The 19754-nt window shown below is 73.7% G+C and carries 14 protein-coding genes; 6 read left to right on the top strand and 8 right to left on the bottom strand.

The features are described from left to right. Window positions 1-1493: AMP-binding protein (locus FNQ90_RS01045; RefSeq protein WP_228470773.1), on the top strand; the 1493-nt coding region annotated here is incomplete at its 5' end. Window positions 1494-1564: 71 nt separating this feature from the next. On the opposite strand, the gene FNQ90_RS01040 is transcribed toward FNQ90_RS01045, so the two are convergent. The 7 genes from FNQ90_RS01040 to FNQ90_RS01010 form a co-directional block, all read right to left on the bottom strand. Continuing rightward, a complete protein-coding gene (locus FNQ90_RS01040) occupies window positions 1565-5425 on the bottom strand; it encodes an SDR family NAD(P)-dependent oxidoreductase (protein WP_182604516.1) in 3861 nt (1286 codons plus the stop codon). A gap of 10 nt (window positions 5426-5435) precedes the next feature. Further along, entirely contained in the window at window positions 5436-6197 is a 762-nt protein-coding gene (locus tag FNQ90_RS01035; protein ID WP_182604515.1) for an ABC transporter permease, read from the bottom strand. Then, window positions 6194-7171, bottom strand: coding sequence for an ABC transporter ATP-binding protein (locus FNQ90_RS01030; RefSeq protein ID WP_323379718.1), 978 nt, complete (start codon window positions 7169-7171; stop codon window positions 6194-6196). The genes FNQ90_RS01035 and FNQ90_RS01030 overlap by 4 nt, the downstream gene beginning before the upstream one ends. Continuing rightward, complete coding sequence (locus FNQ90_RS01025; protein ID WP_182604514.1) at window positions 7168-9684, bottom strand: AfsR/SARP family transcriptional regulator; 2517 nt, start codon at window positions 9682-9684, stop codon at window positions 7168-7170. The genes FNQ90_RS01030 and FNQ90_RS01025 overlap by 4 nt, the downstream gene beginning before the upstream one ends. Window positions 9685-9876: 192 nt before the next feature. Next, entirely contained in the window at window positions 9877-11187 is a 1311-nt protein-coding gene (locus FNQ90_RS01020) for a pyridoxal-dependent decarboxylase, exosortase A system-associated (RefSeq protein WP_323379717.1), read from the bottom strand. Then, window positions 11184-12782 carry an acyl-CoA ligase (AMP-forming), exosortase A system-associated gene (locus FNQ90_RS01015; protein ID WP_182604513.1) on the bottom strand — a complete coding sequence of 533 codons (1599 nt, stop codon included), beginning with the start codon at window positions 12780-12782 and terminating at the stop codon, window positions 11184-11186. Before FNQ90_RS01015 ends, FNQ90_RS01020 begins: the two co-directional genes overlap by 4 nt. Continuing rightward, window positions 12775-13050, bottom strand: coding sequence for a phosphopantetheine-binding protein (locus tag FNQ90_RS01010; RefSeq protein ID WP_182604512.1), 276 nt, complete (start codon window positions 13048-13050; stop codon window positions 12775-12777). Before FNQ90_RS01010 ends, FNQ90_RS01015 begins: the two co-directional genes overlap by 8 nt. 495 nt (window positions 13051-13545) lie before the next feature. On the opposite strand from FNQ90_RS01010, the gene FNQ90_RS01005 reads away from it, so the two are divergent. Further along, the gene (locus tag FNQ90_RS01005) at window positions 13546-14637 is read left to right on the top strand and encodes a helix-turn-helix transcriptional regulator (RefSeq protein WP_182604511.1); all 1092 of its coding nucleotides are present in this window, start codon (window positions 13546-13548) and stop codon (window positions 14635-14637) included. Between the two features lie 83 nt (window positions 14638-14720). On the opposite strand, the gene FNQ90_RS01000 is transcribed toward FNQ90_RS01005, so the two are convergent. After that, entirely contained in the window at window positions 14721-16805 is a 2085-nt protein-coding gene (locus FNQ90_RS01000) for a condensation domain-containing protein (protein ID WP_182604510.1), read from the bottom strand. A gap of 224 nt (window positions 16806-17029) precedes the next feature. Between FNQ90_RS01000 and FNQ90_RS00995 the strand changes: the two genes are divergently transcribed. From FNQ90_RS00995 to FNQ90_RS00980, 4 genes are all read left to right on the top strand, one after another. Continuing rightward, the gene (locus FNQ90_RS00995) at window positions 17030-17215 is read left to right on the top strand and encodes a hypothetical protein (protein WP_182604509.1); all 186 of its coding nucleotides are present in this window, start codon (window positions 17030-17032) and stop codon (window positions 17213-17215) included. 278 nt (window positions 17216-17493) lie between these two features. Then, entirely contained in the window at window positions 17494-17757 is a 264-nt protein-coding gene (locus FNQ90_RS00990; RefSeq protein ID WP_182604508.1) for an acyl carrier protein, read from the top strand. Between the two features lie 92 nt (window positions 17758-17849). After that, the gene (locus FNQ90_RS00985; protein ID WP_182604507.1) at window positions 17850-18563 is read left to right on the top strand and encodes an acyl-CoA dehydrogenase family protein; all 714 of its coding nucleotides are present in this window, start codon (window positions 17850-17852) and stop codon (window positions 18561-18563) included. Further along, entirely contained in the window at window positions 18560-19711 is a 1152-nt protein-coding gene (locus tag FNQ90_RS00980) for an acyl-CoA dehydrogenase family protein (RefSeq protein WP_323379716.1), read from the top strand. Before FNQ90_RS00985 ends, FNQ90_RS00980 begins: the two co-directional genes overlap by 4 nt. Window positions 19712-19754 lie beyond the last annotated feature (43 nt).

Raw genomic sequence — 19754 nt, 5'->3', positions numbered from 1 at the left:
CTCCCGACCCCGGCGGTCCGCCCGGCCCGTCCCCGGGCGCCGGCACCCTCACCGGCTGGTTCCTCCGGGGCCTCTCCCTCAACCCGCACGGGGAGGCCGTGCGGGTCGGCTCGGAACGCGTCGATTACCGGCGATTGCACCGCCTGGCCCTGGACCTCGCAGGCACCGTCGCCGCCGCGGTCCCCGGCGGGCGGCCCCGCCGGGTCGGGCTGCTCGCCACCCGGTCCGTCCGGGCCTACGCCGGGATGCTCGCCGCCGGGTACGCGGGCGCGGCCGTGGTCCCGCTGCACCCGGAGTTCCCGGCGGACCGCACCGCTGCCATGATCGCCGCCGCACGCCCGGACGCGGTGATCGTCGACGAGCGCGGTGCGGCGGTGCTGTCCTCTCTCGCCGGGGCGCTGGAGGGTGTGCCGGTGATCCGCGAGGCGGCCGGGCCCGCCCTGGAGCGGCCCCGGCCGGCCGGACCGGACGAGGTGGCCTATGTGCTCTTCACCTCGGGTTCCACCGGCCGCCCCAAGGGCGTACCGGTGCCGCACCGCAACGCCGACGCCTATCTGGGGTTCGTCCACGACCGGTACGGTTTTCACACCGGGGACGTCTTCTCGCAGACCTTCGATCTCACCTTCGATCTCTCGGTCTTCGACCTTTTCACCGCCTGGGGCTCCGGTGGCACGGTGGTCTCCGTGCCACCGACCGCCTACGCCGCGCTGGAACGGTTCGTTGCCGAACACCGGATCACCGTCTGGTTCTCCGCGCCCAGCCTGATCTCCCAGCTCGCCCGTCGCCCGCGGGGCCTGTCGCCGGGGGCGTTCGATTCGCTGCGCTGGAGTCTGTTCTGCGGCGAACCACTGCTGGCACACGACGCGGCGGCCTGGCACGTGGCGGCACCGCGGTCCACCGTGGAGAACCTCTACGGACCGACCGAACTCACCATCTCGTGCAGCGTGCATCGCTGGGACCCGGAGCGCTCGCCCGGCCGCTGCGTCAACGACATCGTGCCGATCGGGCGACTCCATCCCGGTCTGCGATACCTGTTGCACAACGGCGAACTCTGCGTCACCGGCGATCAGATGGTCTCCGGCTACCTCGACCCCGTCGACGACACCGGTCGCTTCCTCGACCACGACGGCACCCGCTGGTACCGCACCGGGGACCTGGTGCGGGAACAGCCGGACGGCGAACTGGTCTACCTCGGCCGCCGCGACCACCAGGTCCAGGTGCACGGCGTCCGGGTGGAACCGGCCGAGGTGGAGTGGGCACTGCGTCGGGTCGCGGGGGTTCGGGACGCCGTGGCGGTCCCGGCGCACGGCGAACTGACCGCCTTCCTGCTCGGCGACCGTCGGCCACCGGGCGAACTCGCCCTGGAACTGCGCACCATGCTGCCCCGGGCGGTGGTCCCCCGGCGCTATGTGTACCTGGACGCGTTTCCCCTCAACGCCAACCGCAAGGTGGACCGGAAGGAGCTCGCCGCACGGGCCGCGGCGGACGGCTGAAGCGGTCGGCCGCCCCGGAACCCGGGGCGGCCGACCGCTTCGATCGCGTGCGGACTCCTCCGCTGCGCCGGTCAGACCCCGAGCGGTGCCAACCGCTCCGTCAACCGCCGCACGGTGGGGTGCTCCACCAGATCGGTGGCGACCAGATCGGCGCCCAGCGCCGCCCGCAGCCGGGCGGAGAGCTGGATCGCCAGCATGGAGTGACCGCCCAGTTCGAAGAAGTCGTCGTCCGCGCCGACCTTCTCCAGCCCCAGCACAGCCGCCCACGTCTCGGCGATCGTCGTCTCCACGCCCTCGGCGGGCTCGGCGTACGGCGTCGGCAGTTCCGGCCGGGGATGCCGCTCGCCGTCCTCCGTCGCAGCGGTGGCCATCTCCTCCACTCCCGTCACCCAGCGGGTCAGCCGGGGACCGATGGGACCGCTGGAGATCACCACCCGGGAGATGCCGCCCGCCGAGGTCAGTGCGCGCTCCAGGATCTCCACGCCCTCGGCCGCGGTCATCCGGTACGTCTGGACCTGCGGGTTGTGGCCCTCCAACCGTTCCGGATCGATCGCCCAGGTGTCCCAGTCGACCGTCACCCAGCGGCCCTCGCCGCGCAACCGCGCCCGGCGTGTGTAGGCGTCCAGCGCCGCGTTGCCGGCGGCGTAAGGGCCGAGCGCGATGCCGCCGAGTACCGCGGAGAGCGAGGAGAGGGTGATCCTCCGGTCCCGGGCCCGGTCTCCCAGCACCGCCTGGAGGGTGTGGAACCCCCGGACCTTGGCGTGCAGATGGACGTCGCAGCACTCCCGGTCGGAGAGATGGGCCAGTTTGAACCACGAGGTGTCCTGCACGCCCGCGGCGTGCACCACCACGTCGATGCCGCCGAACCGGGCATCCGCCGCGGCGACCACGGCGCGCATCCGCTCCTCGTCGCCGACGTCCGCCCCGACAGCCAACACCTCGGCGCCGGACGCCTCCAGCTCCAGCACATTGCGCACATGCCGGGCCGACCGGCCCCCGTCGTCCGCCAACTCGGCCCACCGCTCGCGCGGCGGCAGCGGGCTGCGGGAGGTCAGTACCAGCCGGCAGCCGTACCGGGAGGCGAGATGCCGGGCGAGAACCAGACCCACATCACCCAGACCCCCGGTGATCAGCACCGTCTCCCCCGGGCGGAACGGCGGCAGCGCCGGGTCCGGGGCGGGCAGCGCCCTCTGCTGGTAGTCCCGCACCCACAGTTCCCCGGAGCGCACCGCCGCCGGACCCTCGTGAGGATGGACCAGCGCGGCGAGCGCCTGCTCCGTCGCGTCGGGGTCCGCCGCCGCGCCCGGCTCCGGATCGAGGTCGAGGTGACGACAGGTCAGATGCGGGTTCTCCTGCGCGATGGTGGGTGCCAGCGCGGCCGATGCGGCGTGTTCGGGATGGCGCAGATCCGCACCGGCGACCTCGGAGGCCCCGGCGGTGACCAGGGCGAGGTTCGAGGGCGGTGCGAAGGGGTCGGCGGCGAGTGCTTTGACCAGCGCCAGCACGGAGTGCATGCCCCGCTCCAGCTCAGCGGTGAAGTGCGCCGAGCCGTCTCCCTCCGGCGCCCCGGCGGCGAGTCCGTGCACGATGGTGCGTGGCGCGACGAACTGCGCGGTCAATAGTTCCGTCAGGCTCTCCGCGCACTCCGCGCGGACCGTGAAGCCGCCGCTGTCGTCCGGGCCGAAGGCCGCCCCGGGGCGGGCGGCAACCACCTCGGCCCCGGCCCGCTCCAGCCGCCGTACCAGCGCCTCGGTCCGCTCGTCGCCGGAGAGCACCAACCAGGGACCGGCGGCCCGCAGCCGCTCGTCCAGATCGGCGACCGGCAGCGGGCGGCGCTTCCAGACCGGGAGATAGGTCCAGCGGTCCAGGTCGTCGACCCGGGTCTCGGGCTCCTCGACGGAGCCCGCCACGGTTCGCGGCCGGGCCTCAACCCAGTATCGCTGGCGCCGGAAGGGATAGGTGGGCAGCTCCACCCGGCGGCCCTCGCCGTGGTGCAGCGCGGCCCAGTCGACCTCGGCCCCCGCCGGCCAGAGCCGCCCGAGCAGCGCGGTCGGCCAGTGCGCCGCCGGCGTGCCGCGCGGGCCGGGGCCCACCGCGACGGTGAGGGTGTCCTCGTCCGCGGCGCCGTCCGCGGTGGTGGTCGCCACCCGGATGCCCAGCCCGCGCAGCCACTCGGTGACCGCGCCGAGCACCCCGGCGGCGCCCTCGCCGGATGGCACCCCCCCGGTGACCCGGGCCAGTTCGTCCCACCAATCGGTCGGGGCGGCCGGGTCGATGGTGAGCACCACGGTGGGGTCGCGGCGGGTGCTCTCACCGTCGGTCCAGCGGGACGGATCGGCCAGCGCCGCCGCCGCGTCCGCCAGGTCCGTGCAGACCACGGTCCGCCGTACGGCGAAGTGCCCGCGCGACATCTGGAGGGTGAACGCCACATCGGCCGGATCCAGCACCTCGCCGGCCGGGCCGGTGCCGCCGTCGGCGGCGCGTTCGGCGAGATGGGCGCGGAGCCGTTCGGTCAGGGCGTCGAGCGCGGCCCGGTCCGGAGCGGAGAAGGTGAGCAGATGCGGGCCATGGTGCGGCCGGGAACGGGGCGGACGCGGCGGGGCCTGCTCCAGCACCACATGGGCGTTGGTGCCGCCCAATCCGAATGAGCTGACCCCGGCGCGGCGCGGGGCTTCCTGCGCGGGCCAGACCTCGGTCTCCGGGCGCACGGTGAACCGGTCCGCGGCGGCGGCCAGCGCCGGGTTGGGCCTCTCGAAGCCCGGTACACCCGGCCGCACCCCCTCGCGGACGGCGAGCGCGGCCCGGATCAGCCCGGCGACCCCGGCGGCGCGGTCCAGATGGCCGAGGGTCGGTTTGGCCGTGCCGAGCACCGCGGGCGTCTCCGGAGTCTCCCGGAACACCCTTCCCATCGCGGCCAGTTCGATGCCGTCACCGAGAGCGGTACCGGTCGCGTGGCACTCCACATAGCCCACCGTGCGCGGGTCGACCTCGGCCACGTTCATCGCGGTGCGGATCACATCGGCCTGACCGTCGACGCCCGGGGCGGTGTAACCGACCTTGTCCCGACCGTCGTTGTTGACCGCGGAGGCGAGGATCACCGCGTGCACCAGGTCGCCGTCGGCGAGCGCGTCACTCATCCGTTTCAACGCCACCACGCCCACGCCGGAGCCCATCACGGTGCCGTCGGCGGCGGCGTCGAAGCTGCGGACCCGGCCGCGCGGGGAAGTGATGCCGCCGGGCTCGAAGAGATACCCGGTGGGCTGTGGCAGCGGCAGGAACGCGCCGCCGGCCAGCGCCATGTCGGAGTCGAAGGTGAGCAGGCTCTGGCAGGCGAGATGGACCGCGATCAGCGAGGTGGAGCAGAAGGTCTGCACGCTCAGGCTCGGTCCGCGCAGCCCCAGCTTGTAGGCCACCAGCGAGGTCAGCGAGTCGCGCTCGTTGCCCACCCCGATGAGCAGCCGTCCGCCGGGTTCGTCCACCACATGGGAGACGTTGTCCATCAGGTAGTCGGGGAAGGCGGCCCCGCCGAACACCCCGGTGGCGCCGGGCGGCCCCACCGGCGGGTAGCCGGCGCTCTCCAGCGCCTCCCAGCAGCACTCCAGGAAGAGCCGGTGCTGCGGGTCCATGGTCTCGGCCTCACGGGGCGAGAAACCGAACACCCCCGCGTCGAAGTCGGCGATGCCGTCCACCGGTGCGCCGATCGCCACATAATGCGGATCGGCGGCCCGCTCCGGGGGGACGCCCGCCGCGGTCAGCTCCTCCGTGGTGATCTTCCGCAGCCCGCCGGTGTCGGCGAGGACGTTGCGCCAGAGCGACGCGACGTCGGGGGCGCCGGGGAAGCGCCCGGCCATCCCGACCAGCGCCACCGCCGACTCGTACCTGTCATTGTTCCCGGCTTCTGCCATGGCTTCCTTTTCCGTGGCTTTGGTCATGACTTCTTCCTCAGAGCAGTCGGCTGCGGCCCCAGCCGCGCGCCAGTCGGTAGGTGGCGAATGTGCCGAAGGCGAGCCCGATGGCGAGGCAGACCAGACCGGGGCGGACCATCGCCGCGCCGTCGCCGGCCAGTGCCGCCTGGATCAGCGACATCGCCCAGTAACCGGGCGAGATCGGTGCGATCGCCTGTGCCCAACCGGGCATCAGGCTGACCGGCACCAGGGCGCCGCCCAGGGCGCTCACCCCGATGGCCCCGAGGTCGGAGACGACCGAGAGGTCTCCGCGGCTGCGCGCCACCGTCGCCAGGGCGGAGCCCAGGCAGAGCAGGGTGAAGCCCCAAATCGCGATGGCGAGTACCAGCAACCCCGGCACGTCCGGCAGTTCGAGGCCGAGCACGGCACAGCCGACGCCCAGCACCACGCTCTGCTGGAACAGCAGGATCAGGAACGCGGGCAGCGTCTTGCCGAGCAGCAGTTCGGTCCGCCCGGCCCGGGTGACCCGCAGCCGGTCCCAGGTGCGCCACTCGCGCTCCACCATGATGGAGTTGCCGACGATGGAGAGCGCGAAGACCGAGAACATCACCATCGGGCCGGTGACGGCCTGCACGGTGCCGCTGTCCAGTGCCTCCACATAGAGCGGCTTCAGTACCATCATCAGGACGATGGGCATCGCCACGTAGCTGATGATCTGGCTGGGGTCGCGCAGCCGCAGCATCAGGTTGTGCCGCACCAGCAGCCCGGTGCGGAGCACGGGGGCGGTGATCGTGCTCATGGTGCCTCTCCTTCGGGGGGTCCGGCCGCGGGGACCTCGCCGAGCATCGCCAGGGACCGGTACAGGTCGTCCAGGTCGGGCTTGCGGACGTCAACCGAGGTGACCGTGTGGGTGGTCTCGGCGAGTAGCCGCATCAGGGTCCCGGTGGGGTCGGTGGTGGACCGCCGGATCTCCTCGCCGTCCGCGAACTCCAGCACCACCTCGCCCGACAGGTCGGCGAGCAGTTCCGCGGCGGTGCCGCGGGCCACCACCCGGCCGGCCTTGGCGACCGCGAGGGTCGCCTCCAGTTCGGTGAGTTCGGTGAGGTAGTGGGTGGTGTACACCACGGCCGCACCTTCGGCGGCACGCCCGCGCACGGTCTCCAACAACGCCTGCCGGGTCTCCGGGTCGGCGCCCGCGGTGGGTTCGTCCAGCAGGAGCAGCCGCGGTCGGTGGATCAGTGCCACCCCGGCCTGGGTGCGACGCTGCTGCCCGCCGGAGAGCAGCCCGGCGGGGCGGTCCAGGAAGGCGGTCAGCCGCAGATCCTCGGCGAGTTCCTCCACGGCCGAGCGGAGCGCCCTGCGGCGCAGTCCGGCGAGGCCGCCGAAGAGCTTGAGGTGTTCGCGGACGGTGACCGATGGGTAGAGCGCGATGTGCTGCGGCGAGACGCCGATGAGGTGGCGGTGCGGGACCGGCGGGCGGCCGGCGATCAGCACAGTGCCCTCGTCGGGACGGATCAGTCCGGAGACGACGTCCACGAAAGTCGTCTTCCCGGCACCGTTGTGGCCGACCAGGCCGACGATCTCGCCGGGCCGTACGGTCAGGTCGAACCCGCCGAGGGCCTGCACCTCGCCGTACCGCTTGGTGAGTCCGGAGACCTCCAACAGGGCGTCGGCCCGGGCCCCGTCGGCCTCAGCGGGCACGGGTGCCGGGTGGACGGCCGGGGGGGTCCGGGTGGCCGGCTCCCGGGCCAGGGTGGGCCGGTTGCTGCTCATCGCTTCTCCATCGAGTCGTCGCGGTGCCGGTGCGGGAACTTCCCGTCGGGGACCACCGGGCGGTGTCGGGTCCGACCACCGCCGGCGGCGGCCCGGGCGGCGTCGGCCGCCGGTCCGGAGGCACCGGCGGCCTTGGCGAACCGCCCCTGGCCGAACCGGCTCCGGTCACCGACCGGGAGCGTCCCGGAGAGGGCGGGCCGCCCGGCGCGGGACACGGTGGGCGCCACGGTGGAATCGATCCGACGGTCGAGTCGGGCCAGCGCCTCGGCGGCCATTTCCCGCCAATCCTCCTCGCCGAGCTGCTCGAAGGCGCCGAGCGCCCCGCGCAGCCGGGCGCGCGCCTCGTCGGTGCGCCGCTGCTGCTCGTCGAGGGTGCCCAGCGAATAGAGCAGCGTCGCCTCGCCGAGCCGGTCGCCGGAGCGGCGCGCGGACTCCAGACCGTGGGCGGCGCACTCCCGCCAGAGCCCGTGGGCCCGCTGCGCGGCGGCCAGCGAGCAGACGGCCACGGCGAGTCGGTGGCACAGCTCGTGCTCGCCGGTGTCGGCGGCCTGCTCCACCGCGGCGAGCAGCGCGCCCTGCTCGCCGGCGAACCACACGACGGGCTCGCCGACCACGGCCTCAACGGCCGCCAGGTCCATCGGCCGGCACTGCCGCCGGTGTGGTCCGGGCGCCGGGGTGTCGCCGAGCCGCAGCACAGCCTCCTCGGTGAGGGTAAGCCAGCCGTTCAGCACCCGCCGGGTGGCTTCCCGGGCCGCCTCCCGGCCGGCGGGCTCGGCCGCCAGGCACTCGGCGGAGTGGAGCCGGACCAGCTCGGGTGTGCGGTGGTGGTCGGCGTCCTCGCCCGGCACGATGAGCCGGACCGCGCTCAGCTCGGCGAGCGCACGTCGCGCCGTGGTGGTGTCGGTGTCCAGCAGCGGGGCGGCGGTCCATGCGGCGAACTCGCAGCCCGGCAGCGCCGCGAGGCGGGTGAGCAGCAACCGAGCCGGTTCGCCGAGCCGACGCCGGGCGTCGTCGAGGGTGTCCCGCAGGTCGAGTTCGCCGTGGGCGAGTTCGGAGAGCCGTCGGCGGCCGTCGCGCAGCCGGATGGTGAGGTCGCCGAGACTCCACTGCGGGCGCGCCCGCAGCCGACCCGCGGCGATGCGCAGCGCCAGCGGCAACCCATCACACAGTTCGGTGAGTTCGATGGCCTCGCTGGGCTCGGCCGACACCCGGCGCCCGCCGACCATGGCGGTCAGCATCTCCACACCGTCCGTCACCGCGGGGGTGGTCACCTCGAAGACGGTCGTGCCCTCCGGGACCGCGGCCCGGCTGCGGCCGGTGGCCAGCAGCGCGCCGTCCCGGCTGACCGGCAGCAGACCGGCGAATTGGGCCGCGTCGGTGACGTTCTCCACGACCAGCAGTACCCGGCGGTCGGCGAGTGCCCCGCGCAGCAGGGTGGTGCGGTCGCCGGGACGGCGGGCGGCGGTCTGCGGCAGACCGAGGGAACGCAGGAAATGGCCCAGCACATGTTCCACGGCGCGCAGCGGGTCCCCGTCCGGGAGCCTGGCGTACAGCTGGCCGTCGGGGAAGTCGGGGGCGAGGAGGTGCGCGGCCTCCACGGCGAGCGCCGACTTGCCGACGCCGGGCCCGCCGGTGAGTACCACGACCGGGCCGGCCCGGTCGTTCTCCGGCTGTCCGGGGATCTCCCCGCTCCCGGTCAGCGCACCGCAGACCTCGCGGAGCCGGTCCTCCCGCCCGGTGAAGTCGGCCACCCGGGCGGGCAGGGAGCGCGGCACGGTAACCGGCGCGAAGGGCAGCGCGGACGGCAGCGGCGCCCGGTCCAGCTCGGCGGAGCCGTTGAGGATGGCCAACTCCAACCGTCGTAGTGGCGGGCTGAGTTCGATGCCCAGCTCGTCGATGAAGGTGCGCCGCACCCGGCGGTAGGTGGCAAGCGCCTCGGCGGGTCGGCCGCAGCGGTAGAGCGCGGTCATCAACTGCTCGGCGGGCCGCTCGCGCAGCGGGAACTCCCCGGCCAGCGCGATGATCTCACCCAGCACGTCATGGTGCAGTCCGAGCTTCAGCTCCGCGTCGAGACATGCCTCCAGCACGGTGAAGCGGCGTTCCGCGAGCTGCACCAGCCGGGCCTGCACCACCGGGCTGTCCGTCCCGCTCAGCGGGTCACCGCGCCAGAGCGCCAGCGCCGAGCGGAAGGCGGTGCGGGCGGCCTGCTGTCGGGACTCGGCGGCGGCGGACCGTCCCTCCGCCGCGAGGTCGTCGAAGAGGTGCAGATCCACCTCGCCGTGGGCGAGGTCCAGGGTGTACCGGGCGCCCCGCATCTCGATCCTGCGGCCCAGCCCGGCCCCCTCCAGGGAACCGCGCAGCGAGGAGACCGTGGTCTGTATCTGGGCCCGGGCGGTGACGGGCGGGGTCGGTCCCCAGACGGCGGAGACCAGCGAGTCCAGGGTGACGCCCCGCCCCGACTCCATCAGCAGGAGTGCCAGGACGATCTGCTGACGGCGGGCGGTGACCGGCATCGGTCGGTCGCCGTGCACCTCGAGCGGGCCGAGTATTCGGAACGGCACCGCCGGGTCCGGGGGCGGGGGTGCCGTTGGTCCAGCGGCGACGGGCTGAGCTGTGTGCATGGGCGGTTCGCCTTTCTCACCGGGTTGATCTCACGGAGCGTTCATCCATTGGGGCGGAGCCGGCCCGTGGGCGCGGGACGGGGGTCAGAGCAGCAACTCCCGGGGGGCCGGGTGGCCGAGAAAGGCGGTGGGACTCGCGGTCAACCCGTAAGCCCCGGCCTGGAACACCGCGATCAGGGCGCCGGGTTCGGCGCGCGGCAGCTCCACCGCCCTGCCCAGTAGATCGAGCGGGGTGCAGAGACAGCCGACGACGTCCACGGTCTCGGTGGGCTCGCCGGAGCGACCCGCCCCGCCGGTGCCGGCGGCGTGACCCGCGACGGCGATCGGGTAGTTGCGGCGCAGCGCCCGGCCAAGGTTGCCGGTGGCGGCGAGCTGGTGGTGGAGCCCGCCGTCCACCACCAGATAAGTGGTGCCGCGGGACTCCTTGCGGTCCACCACGCGGGTCAGATACACCCCGGCTTCTCCCACCAGGTACCGTCCCAGCTCGATCACCGGGCGGGCCTGCGGCAGCGCGCGGCGTACGGTGGTCTCCAGCAGTTCCGCCAGGTTCTCGCCGATCGGGCGCGGGTCGAGCGGGACATCCCTGGCGGAGTAGGGGATGCCGAAGCCGCCACCGAGATTGAGATAGCGGACCGGTGCCGGGGCGTGCTCGGCCAGCTCCGCGACCAGAGCCACGGTCTCCCGCTGGGCACGGCAGATGCTCTCGGCACTGAGGTTCTGCGAGCCGGCGAAGACATGGAATCCCTCGAATCCCACGGCCCCCGGTCCCGAGGTGTCCCGGGCGATCTCCGCCAGCAGCTCCGGCACCTGTTCCGCGTCCACCCCGAACTGCTGGGGGCCGCCGCCCATCCGCATACCCGAACCGTGTACCGCGAACGGTGGGTTGACCCGGACCGCGACCCGCGGTCGGACCCCGAGCGCGGCACCCGCGGCACGCACCCGGTCCAGTTCGCCCGCCGACTCCAGCTCCACCAGCACACCGGCGGCGACGGCCTGTCGCAGCTCGGCCGCCGTCTTGCCGGGGCCGGCGAAGGCGATCCGCGCACCGGGCACCCCGGTGTCCAGAGCCGCCAGCATCTCCCCGGAGGAGGCCACGTCGAAACCATCGACCAGGGTGCTCATGTGGTGCAGCAGCGCGGGCATCGGGTTGGCCTTGACGGCGTAGCTCAGCTTCACCCCGGCGGGGAGCGCCTCCCGCACCGCGGCGACCCGCTCCACGACCAGTTTCCGGTCGTAGGCGAACAGCGGGGTGCCGCCGGCCCGTTCGGCGATCAGCGAGGCCGGGACCCCGCCCACCGTCAGCTCCCCGGCGGCGGACCCGAAGAGGGCGGGGCCGCTCGCCGACGCGGAGCCGGTGCCCGGGGTCGTCGGGGGCATGGCCACCGGGGCGGTCACGGCGCGGCCTCCACCGTGCGACGCAGCGAGACCCGGTCGAACTTGCCGTTGACCGAGCGCGGCAGCGCGTCCACCACCACGGTACGGCGGGGCAGCATGTAGCCGGGGATCTCCCGAGCCATCGCCTGGTGCAGTCGCCCGATGTCGCAGGGGCCGGTCACGACGAGCACCACCCGCTGGCCGAGTTGCTCGTCGGCCTCGCCGAACGCCGCCACCTCGTTGACCAGCCCGGTGGCATAGGCGGCCTCCTCGACCTCGGTCGGGCTGATCCGGTAACCGGAGGACTTGATCATCTCGTCGCCCCGGCCCACGAAGTAGAGGAAACCCTCCTCGTCGCGGTGGACGGTGTCCCCGGACCACACCCCGCGCTCCGTCAGCCCGCTCGGCACCGGGCCGGGCACCGGACGGAACCGCTGCGCGGTGGCCTCCGGATTGTTCCAGTAACCGAGCGCCACCAGGGCGCCGCGCTGCACCAGCTCACCGTGCTCGCCGGGTGCGCACGGGGTGCCGTCGGCGCGCAGCACCAGCACCTCGGAGTGGGGTACCGCCTTGCCGATGGAATCCGGCCTGCGGTCCACCTCGGTGGGATCCAGATAGGTGGCGCGGAACGCCTCGGTCAGCCCGTACATCAGGAACGGTCGTGCCTGCGGCAGCAGTTCGCGCAACCGGTCCAGGGTGGCCCGGGGCATTCGGCCGCCGGTGTTGGCGAAGTACCGCAGTCGGGCGCTCGCCTCGGCCGGCCACTCCAGCGCGGCCAGCTGCATCCACAGCGGCGGAACACAGGTCAGGGCGGTCACCCCGTGGCGGGCGCAGAGCCGCACCACCTCGCGCGGCAGCAGGTAATTGGTGAGCACCACGTGCGCGCCGCGCGCCATCGAGGTGGTGAGCTGGCTGAATCCGGCGTCGAAGCTGAGCGGCAGCACCGCCAGCACAACGTCCTCCTCGGTGTGCCCGAGGTAGGTCGCCACGCTCTCCGCACCCGCCAGCAGATTGCGGTGGCTGAGCACCACGCCCTTGGGGCCGCCGGTGGAGCCGGAGGTGTAGAAGACCGCGGCCACATCGGTGTCCAGCACCGCATCGGCACCCGGCACCGGCAGCGGCTCGTACCCCGCCAGCCGATCGAAGGCGGTGACCCGCCAACGGTCGTCCAGCGGCGGCTGCTGCCCGGGGTCACCGATCACGATCAGATGGTGGACCGAGGTGTCCGGGGAGAGCGCGGTCCGGATGGTCTCCAACCGTTCGGCGGTGGTGACCAGGGCGACCGGCCCGCAGTCCTCGGTCACCGAAGCCAGCTGCCGACCCTTGAAGAGCTGGTTGACCGGTACGAAGACCGCGCCCGCGGCGGCTGTGGCGAGGATCGCCACCACCGTCTCCACACGCTTCTCGGCGTAGATCACCACCCGGTCGCCACGGCGCACGCCCAGCCGGTACAGGCCGTACGCCACTCGGGCCACCCGCTCGGCGAGTTCGCCGTAGGCGACGGTCTCCTCCTTGAAGGTGAGCGCAGGCCGGTGCGGGGCGCCGCCGGCCACCAGGCCGTCCAGTCGGGACAGCACCGCCGCCTCGGGGTCGACAGCCGTCAGCGGGTCACTCATCGCCGCCCGGACCCCTCGAGGTGTGGGCGTCCACGACCTCCCAGAGCGAGCCGACCGTGGTGAAGGTCTCCTCGGTCAACGCCTCATCGGGCAGTTCGACGCCGAGCTCGTCCTCCAGTTCGGCGAGGAGCTGCACCACGCCCATGGAGTCCAGACCGAGCGCCGTCAGGTCGTCCTCCGCCATCAGTTCGCCGGGCTCGGCGTAGGGCAGGTGCGGCAGCAGCACCTCCTGGAAGGAGCGCGGAATCCGGGTTTCCGTTTCGGCCATGACGGTCCGTCCTTTGCTTGATTCGCGGTGGGTCGCGGACGCCTCCGGATCCCGATGGCCCGGGTCGGAGCGGTGGAGCGGGGTCGCGGTGGTGCCGTGGAACGGGGCCGCGCCGGAGTCGGTCGGTGACGCCGTGCACGGTCGGATGTGCACCGCTTACTCGACCGTGTCCGGCTCTCGATCCGCCATCGTCCCGCTGTCGGTTCCCGCCGTCCCCGGGTCGCCGCAGGCCGGGGACGGCGGGAACCGACAGCGGGACGGGGCCGCCACTACCCGCCGGTGCCGTCCCGAGGGCGCTTCGACGGTGGTTCGACAGCGATCCGGCAGCGAAACGGTGGCGCGTCGGGAGCCACCGCCGGAACCGACCCGGGGGCGGGAGCGGCGTGATGGAGGGCTTGCACACCATGAGCGGTGGAGCGCGTCCCGGCACCGCCCCGATGAGTGGGCGATGGGCGGCGACGCTTCGGAACAGCGACACTCAAGGAGGTACGCTCCATGACCACGGCGATCACGGAGGCCGTGCCGGGCGCGGCACCCCGACCGGGTGCGGGACCCGGACGGGTGCTGCCCGGCACGGCCCCGGACAGTGACACCCTGGCCGCCGTCCACCGGTACGCCACACTGCACGGCGGCGTGGCGCCCGGTGCGATGGACCGGGTGGCGGCCGAGCTGCGGTTGAGCTCCGGCGAGGTCTTCGCCGCCGTCGCCCGGCTGGTCGAACTGCACATGCTGCGCAGCGGCGACGAACCCGGCACCGTGCTGTTGCCGGTGGACGCCCGCTCCGCCGCGGTCGTCGCGCTCTCCCCGATCGAGCGGGCGATCCTTCAGCAGCGCGAGCACGCCGACCGGTTGCGCGCCCGGATCGACGCGGTGGCCGGTACCTGTGGCCCGGTGCCCGGACCGCTCGGGGTGATCGACCGGGTGGAGGGCGAGGCGGAGATCCGCGGGCTGCTCCGGCTGGCCGCCGCCGAGTGCCGGACGGACGCCCTGATCCTACGGCCGGGACCGGAGGCGCCCGGGGTCGGCGAGCTCCTCGACGCCTGCTGCGCCGGGCTCGAAGGCGACCGGACGGTCCGGATCCTCGCCCCGCACCGGGACCGTGCCGACTTCGCCTCGCGCACCCGCGCCGTCCGGCTGGTGGAGCGGGGCGCGGAGCTGCGGACGATCCGCGCGGTGCCGCAGGGCGCCATGGTCTTCGACCGTTCGCTGGTGGTGCTGGTGGGGGCGGGTGTCGATGGCCTGCCGTCGACCGCACGTCCGGTCACCGAGGCCACCATGGTGGGGTGTCTGTCCGAGATGTTCGAGCTGCTGTGGGAGTCGGCCTCGGCTTTCACGCCGGACGGTGCCGGCTACGACGGTGACATCGAGGACGATTTCCAGCGGTCCATCGCGCAGCTGATGTCACAGGGCCTCACCGACGAGGCGGTGGCCAGACGACTGGGAATGTCGGTGCGGACCTGCCGTCGCCATATCGCCGCGTTGATGCGCAGCCTGGGTTCGGTCAGCCGCTTCCAGGCGGGAGTACAGCTGGCGCAGCGGCTCTCCGTCGGACAGTCGCCCGGGGCAGGGCTGGGCCGGGTCGCCTGAGACCCGCGGGAGCCGGAGGGACACCGCCCCGGGGCGAGGAGGTCGCCCCGGCCCGCGGTCCGGACGGACTTGCCCGGCCCCGACTACAGCGGAGCGCGGGAGCGGACCTCGGTCCGCTCCCGCGCTCCGCTGTCCACCGGGTCCACCGGGTCCACCGGGTCCACCGGGTCCACCGGGTCCACCGGGTCCACCGGCCGGAGCCGGGCGGCGAGGGTGGCGAGCGGACGGACGCCGGCCAGCTCGGTCGGCTCCAGTCCGCTCCAGCCGAGGGCCCGCAGTTCCGCGCGGACCCGCGCGCCGCACAGCAGTCGGCCGCCGGCCGCCGTGTAGGACGCCTCTGCGTCCACCGTCGACAGGCCGTTGACGCCGCCGACGGCGCGCAGGAGTGCCTCCCGGGCGGCTACGGAGGACGGTTCCGCGGTGGGGGCTCCGGAGTCGTCCGTCTCGTCGGCGGCGCCGGTGATCGTGAACCGGTCCGGACGGCTGACGCCCGGCACCTCGGCGGCAGCGTCCAGCACCGTCCGGCGCAGCTCCGGCTCGTCCACCGGGGCGCGCGCCGTCACCCGGGCTTCCAGTCGCCCGTCGCGGACCGTCACCTCGGCGGCGGCGATCGCTGGATGGGCGCGCAGCACCGAGGCGATGGCCGCCGGGCGCACCAGGTCGGCTCCGAGTCGTGCGGGTGCGGGCGCGGGTGCTGGAGCGAAGCCGAACAGCTCGGCCGCCCCGCTCAGCCGCAGATCCTGTCCGGGGTCCTGCGCGTGGGCGGTGAGCAGCCGCACACAGCCCCGGAGGAACGCCTCCACGGCCTCCGCGTCCATCACCTCGGTCCGGGCGTCCAGACCCAGCGCCACACCGTCGGAGAGCTCCCGGACCCGGAAGTACGTGTCGGTCCCCGACCGCGCCCAGGCGGCCGGCTCCGCGCCGCGCACCAGCCGGTCACGGCGGCTGCCGCAGCGCTGCGCCGGGGAGCTGAGGAAGTTCACCTCCGAGGTCACCCGCAGGGGCCGGCCACGCCGGAACCCCTCTCGGGCGACCAGTTCGGCCACCTCGTCCCAGGGCGCGTGGGCGTGCCGCTGTGCCAGCCTCAGCTGCTCCGCGACCCGCGCGGTGACCTCGGCGAAGCCGGGGTCACCGGTCAGCTCCACTCGGATCAGTGTGGGGGAGAACATGCAGGTCAGTACGTCCATCCGGGCGCCCTCGCGGTGGCTGGCGAGCCAGCGGTGGGTGACGGTGGTCTCCCCGGTCCAGGCGACCGTGGCCACCGCGTAGGCGGCGAGATGGACCGCCGAGGGCCAGACCCGCAGCCGTCCGGCGATCTCCCGCACCGCCCCGAGCAGTTCGGGGGAGGTCAGAGTGGCGGAGTGTGCCGCGGGCCCGGCGGCGACAGGAGTGCGGCGGGCGCCGAAGGTATCGGAGGGCAGCCGGGGCACCAGCGTCCGCCAGTGCTCCAGCGTTGCCTCCCGCCCGGCCGGCCCGAGCGCCGCCTCGGCGCCGGCGAGGTCGGCGGGCTGCCGTGCCACCGGCTGCAAACGGGCGCGGCGGCGGCTGGTCAGCGCGTCGATCAGTTCGTCGAACTCCCGTTGGAACAGGGCAAGTCCCCAGTCGTCGAAGGCGAGATGGTGCAGCACCACCACCAGCCGCCGGGGCATCCCGCCGGTGGTGACCGCGCAGACCCGGATCGGCCACTCGGCCGCCATCGAGAAGGGCCGCTCGGTCAGTCCGGCGACCACCTCGGCGGGGGTGGGGGTGCCGTCCGCCTCCGTGGAGGCGGTGTGCAGGGTGAGTGGTCGCGGTGGCTGCACCAACTGCCGGGGCCGGGGCCGGGCGTACGGGTCGATGACGGTGCGCAGGCCCTCGTGACGCCGTACCAGATAGTCCAGCACGGTGCGCAGCCCGGTGGGGGTCACCCCCTCGGGGACCGGACAGCCAACCACGATGTGCGCGTCGTGCCGGTCGGCGGGCGCCGCCTGCTGGTAGCGCAGCCAGTGGTAGCGCTGGCCCCAGCAGAGCTCGGCGTCCCGCACCGTGGGCGGTGCGGGGCCGTCGGCCATCGGCCGCGCGTCCGGCGCGGGGGGAGCCCAGGTCGGGGTCCGCTGGTTCATCGCCACCTCCTGTCCCGTGCCGTCCGGGGCGTTCCCGTCGGCCTCGGCCGTGCGCCGTCCGTGCACGACACCTTCCAGGATCGCCGTTCCGGGGAAAAGCGGCACCATTTCACGGTGGCTGCTTGATGCCGGTCATTTACTGCCACCGCAGAATGTCGGGAGCATCCCGGGAAAGGGTTGACGGGTCGTCGCCCATCCGGGAATCTCGTTGCTGCCGGGAAGAAATTCCACCCCGGCGGACGGCTCCGCTCGGAGTCGTCGATTCCTCGCTATGGAAGGTGTGATGCACTATGTCGCAGCCCACGAACAAGGCGACCGTGAAGGCTTCCTCCAAGGCCGCCTCCAAGGCCGCCTCCAAGGCTGCCTCCAAGGCCGCTTCCAAGGCTGCCTCCAAGGCTGCCTCCAAGATCGCGGCGAAGTCCGCCGCCGGCAAGTGCGCCGCCGCGAAGTCGGCCGCCGCGAAGAACTCTCTCTGATTCCTCGTCACGCCCTTCCGGCGTCGATCGGTCGGCAGTGCTGTCGTCGGTCCGTGGGCCCGGCCCCCGGATGATCCGTCGAACCAGGCGCCGGCAGCCCTTCGGGGCTTGCCGGCGCCCGTGCCGCCCCCCGTTCGGGGGTGGCACGGCACTGCCGGGGCGGCGTGGGAGGGAACACCTTCCGGGAGACCTCCGGGTGACCACCCGGTGGGCGTCACCGCGCCGCCCGGAAACAATTCAGCGCCGCATTTTCGGGCGTTCGGGAAAGGAATTCACCAGTGGGTCGCGCCGAAATTGTCGAGCACCTGCGCCATTCTCTTTCCGTGATCCTCGACCGGCCGCTCCCCGAGTTCGGCGCCGAGACCAGGATCCTGGAAGACCTGGAGATCGACTCCATGCGGTTCATTGAATTTCTGATGAGCTTGGAGGACACCATCGGGCTCGACGTCGACCCGGAATCCCTCGAACCGGAGGTGTTCCGGACCGCGGGTTCGCTCGCGGACTACATCAGGAATCGGACGGAGTTCGCCGGGGCCGGTTGACCGGTCCCACGGCTCCCCGCGGACGGCATCGCCGGCCGCCCGTGGGCACGGGTGGCCGGCGCACTGCCGGACCGTCACCACGGAGGACAGAGATGAGCGACACGATCGCGGCATGCGAGGCCGCCGCCCACACGCAGGGACTCGCCGCCGGACTCGCGCTCGCCCTGCGGGAGGCCGGCCCGGTCGACCCGCCCGGCGGGATCGCGGCCCTGCCCGCGGACGCCGTTCCGGGCGGCGCGGCGGTCCTTCCCCACCGGCTCGCCGAACGGGAACGGGTGCGCTTCGTCCGCCTGCCGCTCCCCGCGCCGGGCGCAGACGCCCCGACCACACGGCCCCCGACCGGTGACCGCGCCGATCCCGACACCGGTGACGCCCCCGCCCCGCTCTCCTTCGACGCGCTCCTCGGCGCGGTCCGCGCCGGCCTCACCCGCCGCCTGCTGGACGACGCCGTCACCCATCTCTCCGGCCGCACCTCCGGCGGGGAGCCCCTCTCCCGCAAGCAGTTGGTGCTCGGCACCGTCGCCGACGTCCGGACCGGTCTCGCCGCCGCCGTCCGGTTGCTGCGGGTCGCGGGCGGCAGCCCCGTCGCCGTCACCGACGCCCACGACCGTCTCACCGCCCTGGACTGGGAGGCCGCGAAGCTCCTCGGTGCCTCCGGCTTCCTCGCCGACGGCTCCGCCCGCGCCGGCTATGTCGGCTGGCTGGTCGCCTCGGTCTGGCTGGCCGACCCCTCCGGCGCCACCCCCGCAGGTCCCACCGCGCCCCCGGTCGGCGGACGGCCCCTGCCCGAGGAGGACCGGTCGTGACCGTACCGGAAGCCCCGCTCGACCCACCGCTGCGCGCCCTGCGCGCCGACTGCCGCGCGGCCGGCCGCGCCCTTCGGGCCCATGCCCTGGCCGTCGACGCCGACCCCGGGGGCGAACGGCGCCAGCTCGACTCACCGGTGCTCGCCCTGATGCGCGCCGCCTCCACCCCCAAGGAATTCCGTACTCCCGATATGCCCGGCGACCTCGACGGCACCGACGGTTGTCTGCCCCGGGTCGTCGCCACCGTGGAGTTCGCGCGCGGCGACGCCGGTGTGGTCTGCTCCAACACCGGGCCCTCCCTCGCCGGCGTAGCGGTGGACACCCTCGGCGACGAGGCGCAGCGCGAACTCTTCTACGGCGCCATCGCGGACGGCCGCTCCTGGACCTTCTTCGGGATGACCGAACCCGCCCGCGGCAGCGACGCCGCCGCCATGGAGACCCGACTGGACGCCCTGCCCGATCCCGCCGACGGCCATGCCCTCACCGGTGCCAAGCGGTACGTCGGCAACGCTTCGCGGGCCACCATCGGCGTGGTCTTCGCCCGCACCGGCCGCACCGCCCTCTCCATCCGCGCCGCCCTGGTCCCGCTGCCCGCCGAAGGCCTCACCGCCGAACCGTTGGACATGATCGGCCTGCGCGGCGCCCGCATCTGCCGGCTCGACCTGGACGGAGTCCGGGTCCCGCGCACCCATCTGCTCGGTGCCCATCTGCCCGCCTCCCGCCGCGGACTGTGGGGCATCGGCCGAACCTTCAACGCGATGCGGCTCCAGATCACCGCGCTCGCCCTCGGCACCGCCTGGGCGATCCGCGACAGCGTCGCCGAACTGCGCCCCGGCTGGTCCGGGCTGGAACCGGTCACCGCCCGGCTGACCGCGGCCTGCGCCCTGCTGCACGACGCCGCCGCGGCCGTCGATCTCGACCCGGACGCGCGCCGCCCCCCGTCCGCCGCGAAGCTGCACGGCACCGACCTGGCGGTGCGCACCGCGCACTGGGCGGCTGGTGCCGTCGGGTCCGGCGGCTTGTTGGAGCATCCGCTGCTGGAGAAGTGGTGCCGGGATGTGCGGGCTTTCGAGTTCATGGACGGCACCAGCAACATCCAGCGTCTGCACATCACCGGTGACATCGCCTCACGAAAGGCCCGGACATGACCAACACCACAGCGGCGCCACCCCCGCCCACCCGACCCGGGAT

The organism is Streptomyces alkaliphilus, assembly GCF_014141535.1.
In the GTDB taxonomy this organism is placed as follows: Bacteria; Actinomycetota; Actinomycetes; order Streptomycetales; family Streptomycetaceae; genus Streptomyces; species Streptomyces alkaliphilus.
Note: the sequence above shows the minus strand (reverse complement) of the source record. Positions and strands in the feature narration are given on the sequence as shown.

Bases quoted from the DNA above. Each gene is read 5' to 3' on its own strand.
- FNQ90_RS01040 (WP_182604516.1), bottom strand. From the start codon at position 5,425: ATGACCAAAGCCACGGAAAAGGAAGCCATGGCAGAAGCCGGGAACAAT.
- FNQ90_RS01035 (WP_182604515.1), bottom strand. From the start codon at position 6,197: ATGAGCACGATCACCGCCCCCGTGCTCCGCACCGGGCTGCTGGTGCGG.
- FNQ90_RS01030 (WP_323379718.1), bottom strand. From the start codon at position 7,171: ATGAGCAGCAACCGGCCCACCCTGGCCCGGGAGCCGGCCACCCGGACC.
- FNQ90_RS01025 (WP_182604514.1), bottom strand. From the start codon at position 9,684: ATGCCGGTCACCGCCCGCCGTCAGCAGATCGTCCTGGCACTCCTGCTG.
- FNQ90_RS01015 (WP_182604513.1), bottom strand. From the start codon at position 12,782: ATGAGTGACCCGCTGACGGCTGTCGACCCCGAGGCGGCGGTGCTGTCC.
- FNQ90_RS01010 (WP_182604512.1), bottom strand. From the start codon at position 13,050: ATGGCCGAAACGGAAACCCGGATTCCGCGCTCCTTCCAGGAGGTGCTG.
- FNQ90_RS01005 (WP_182604511.1), top strand. From the start codon at position 13,546: ATGACCACGGCGATCACGGAGGCCGTGCCGGGCGCGGCACCCCGACCG.
- FNQ90_RS00995 (WP_182604509.1), top strand. From the start codon at position 17,030: ATGTCGCAGCCCACGAACAAGGCGACCGTGAAGGCTTCCTCCAAGGCC.
- FNQ90_RS00985 (WP_182604507.1), top strand. From the start codon at position 17,850: ATGAGCGACACGATCGCGGCATGCGAGGCCGCCGCCCACACGCAGGGA.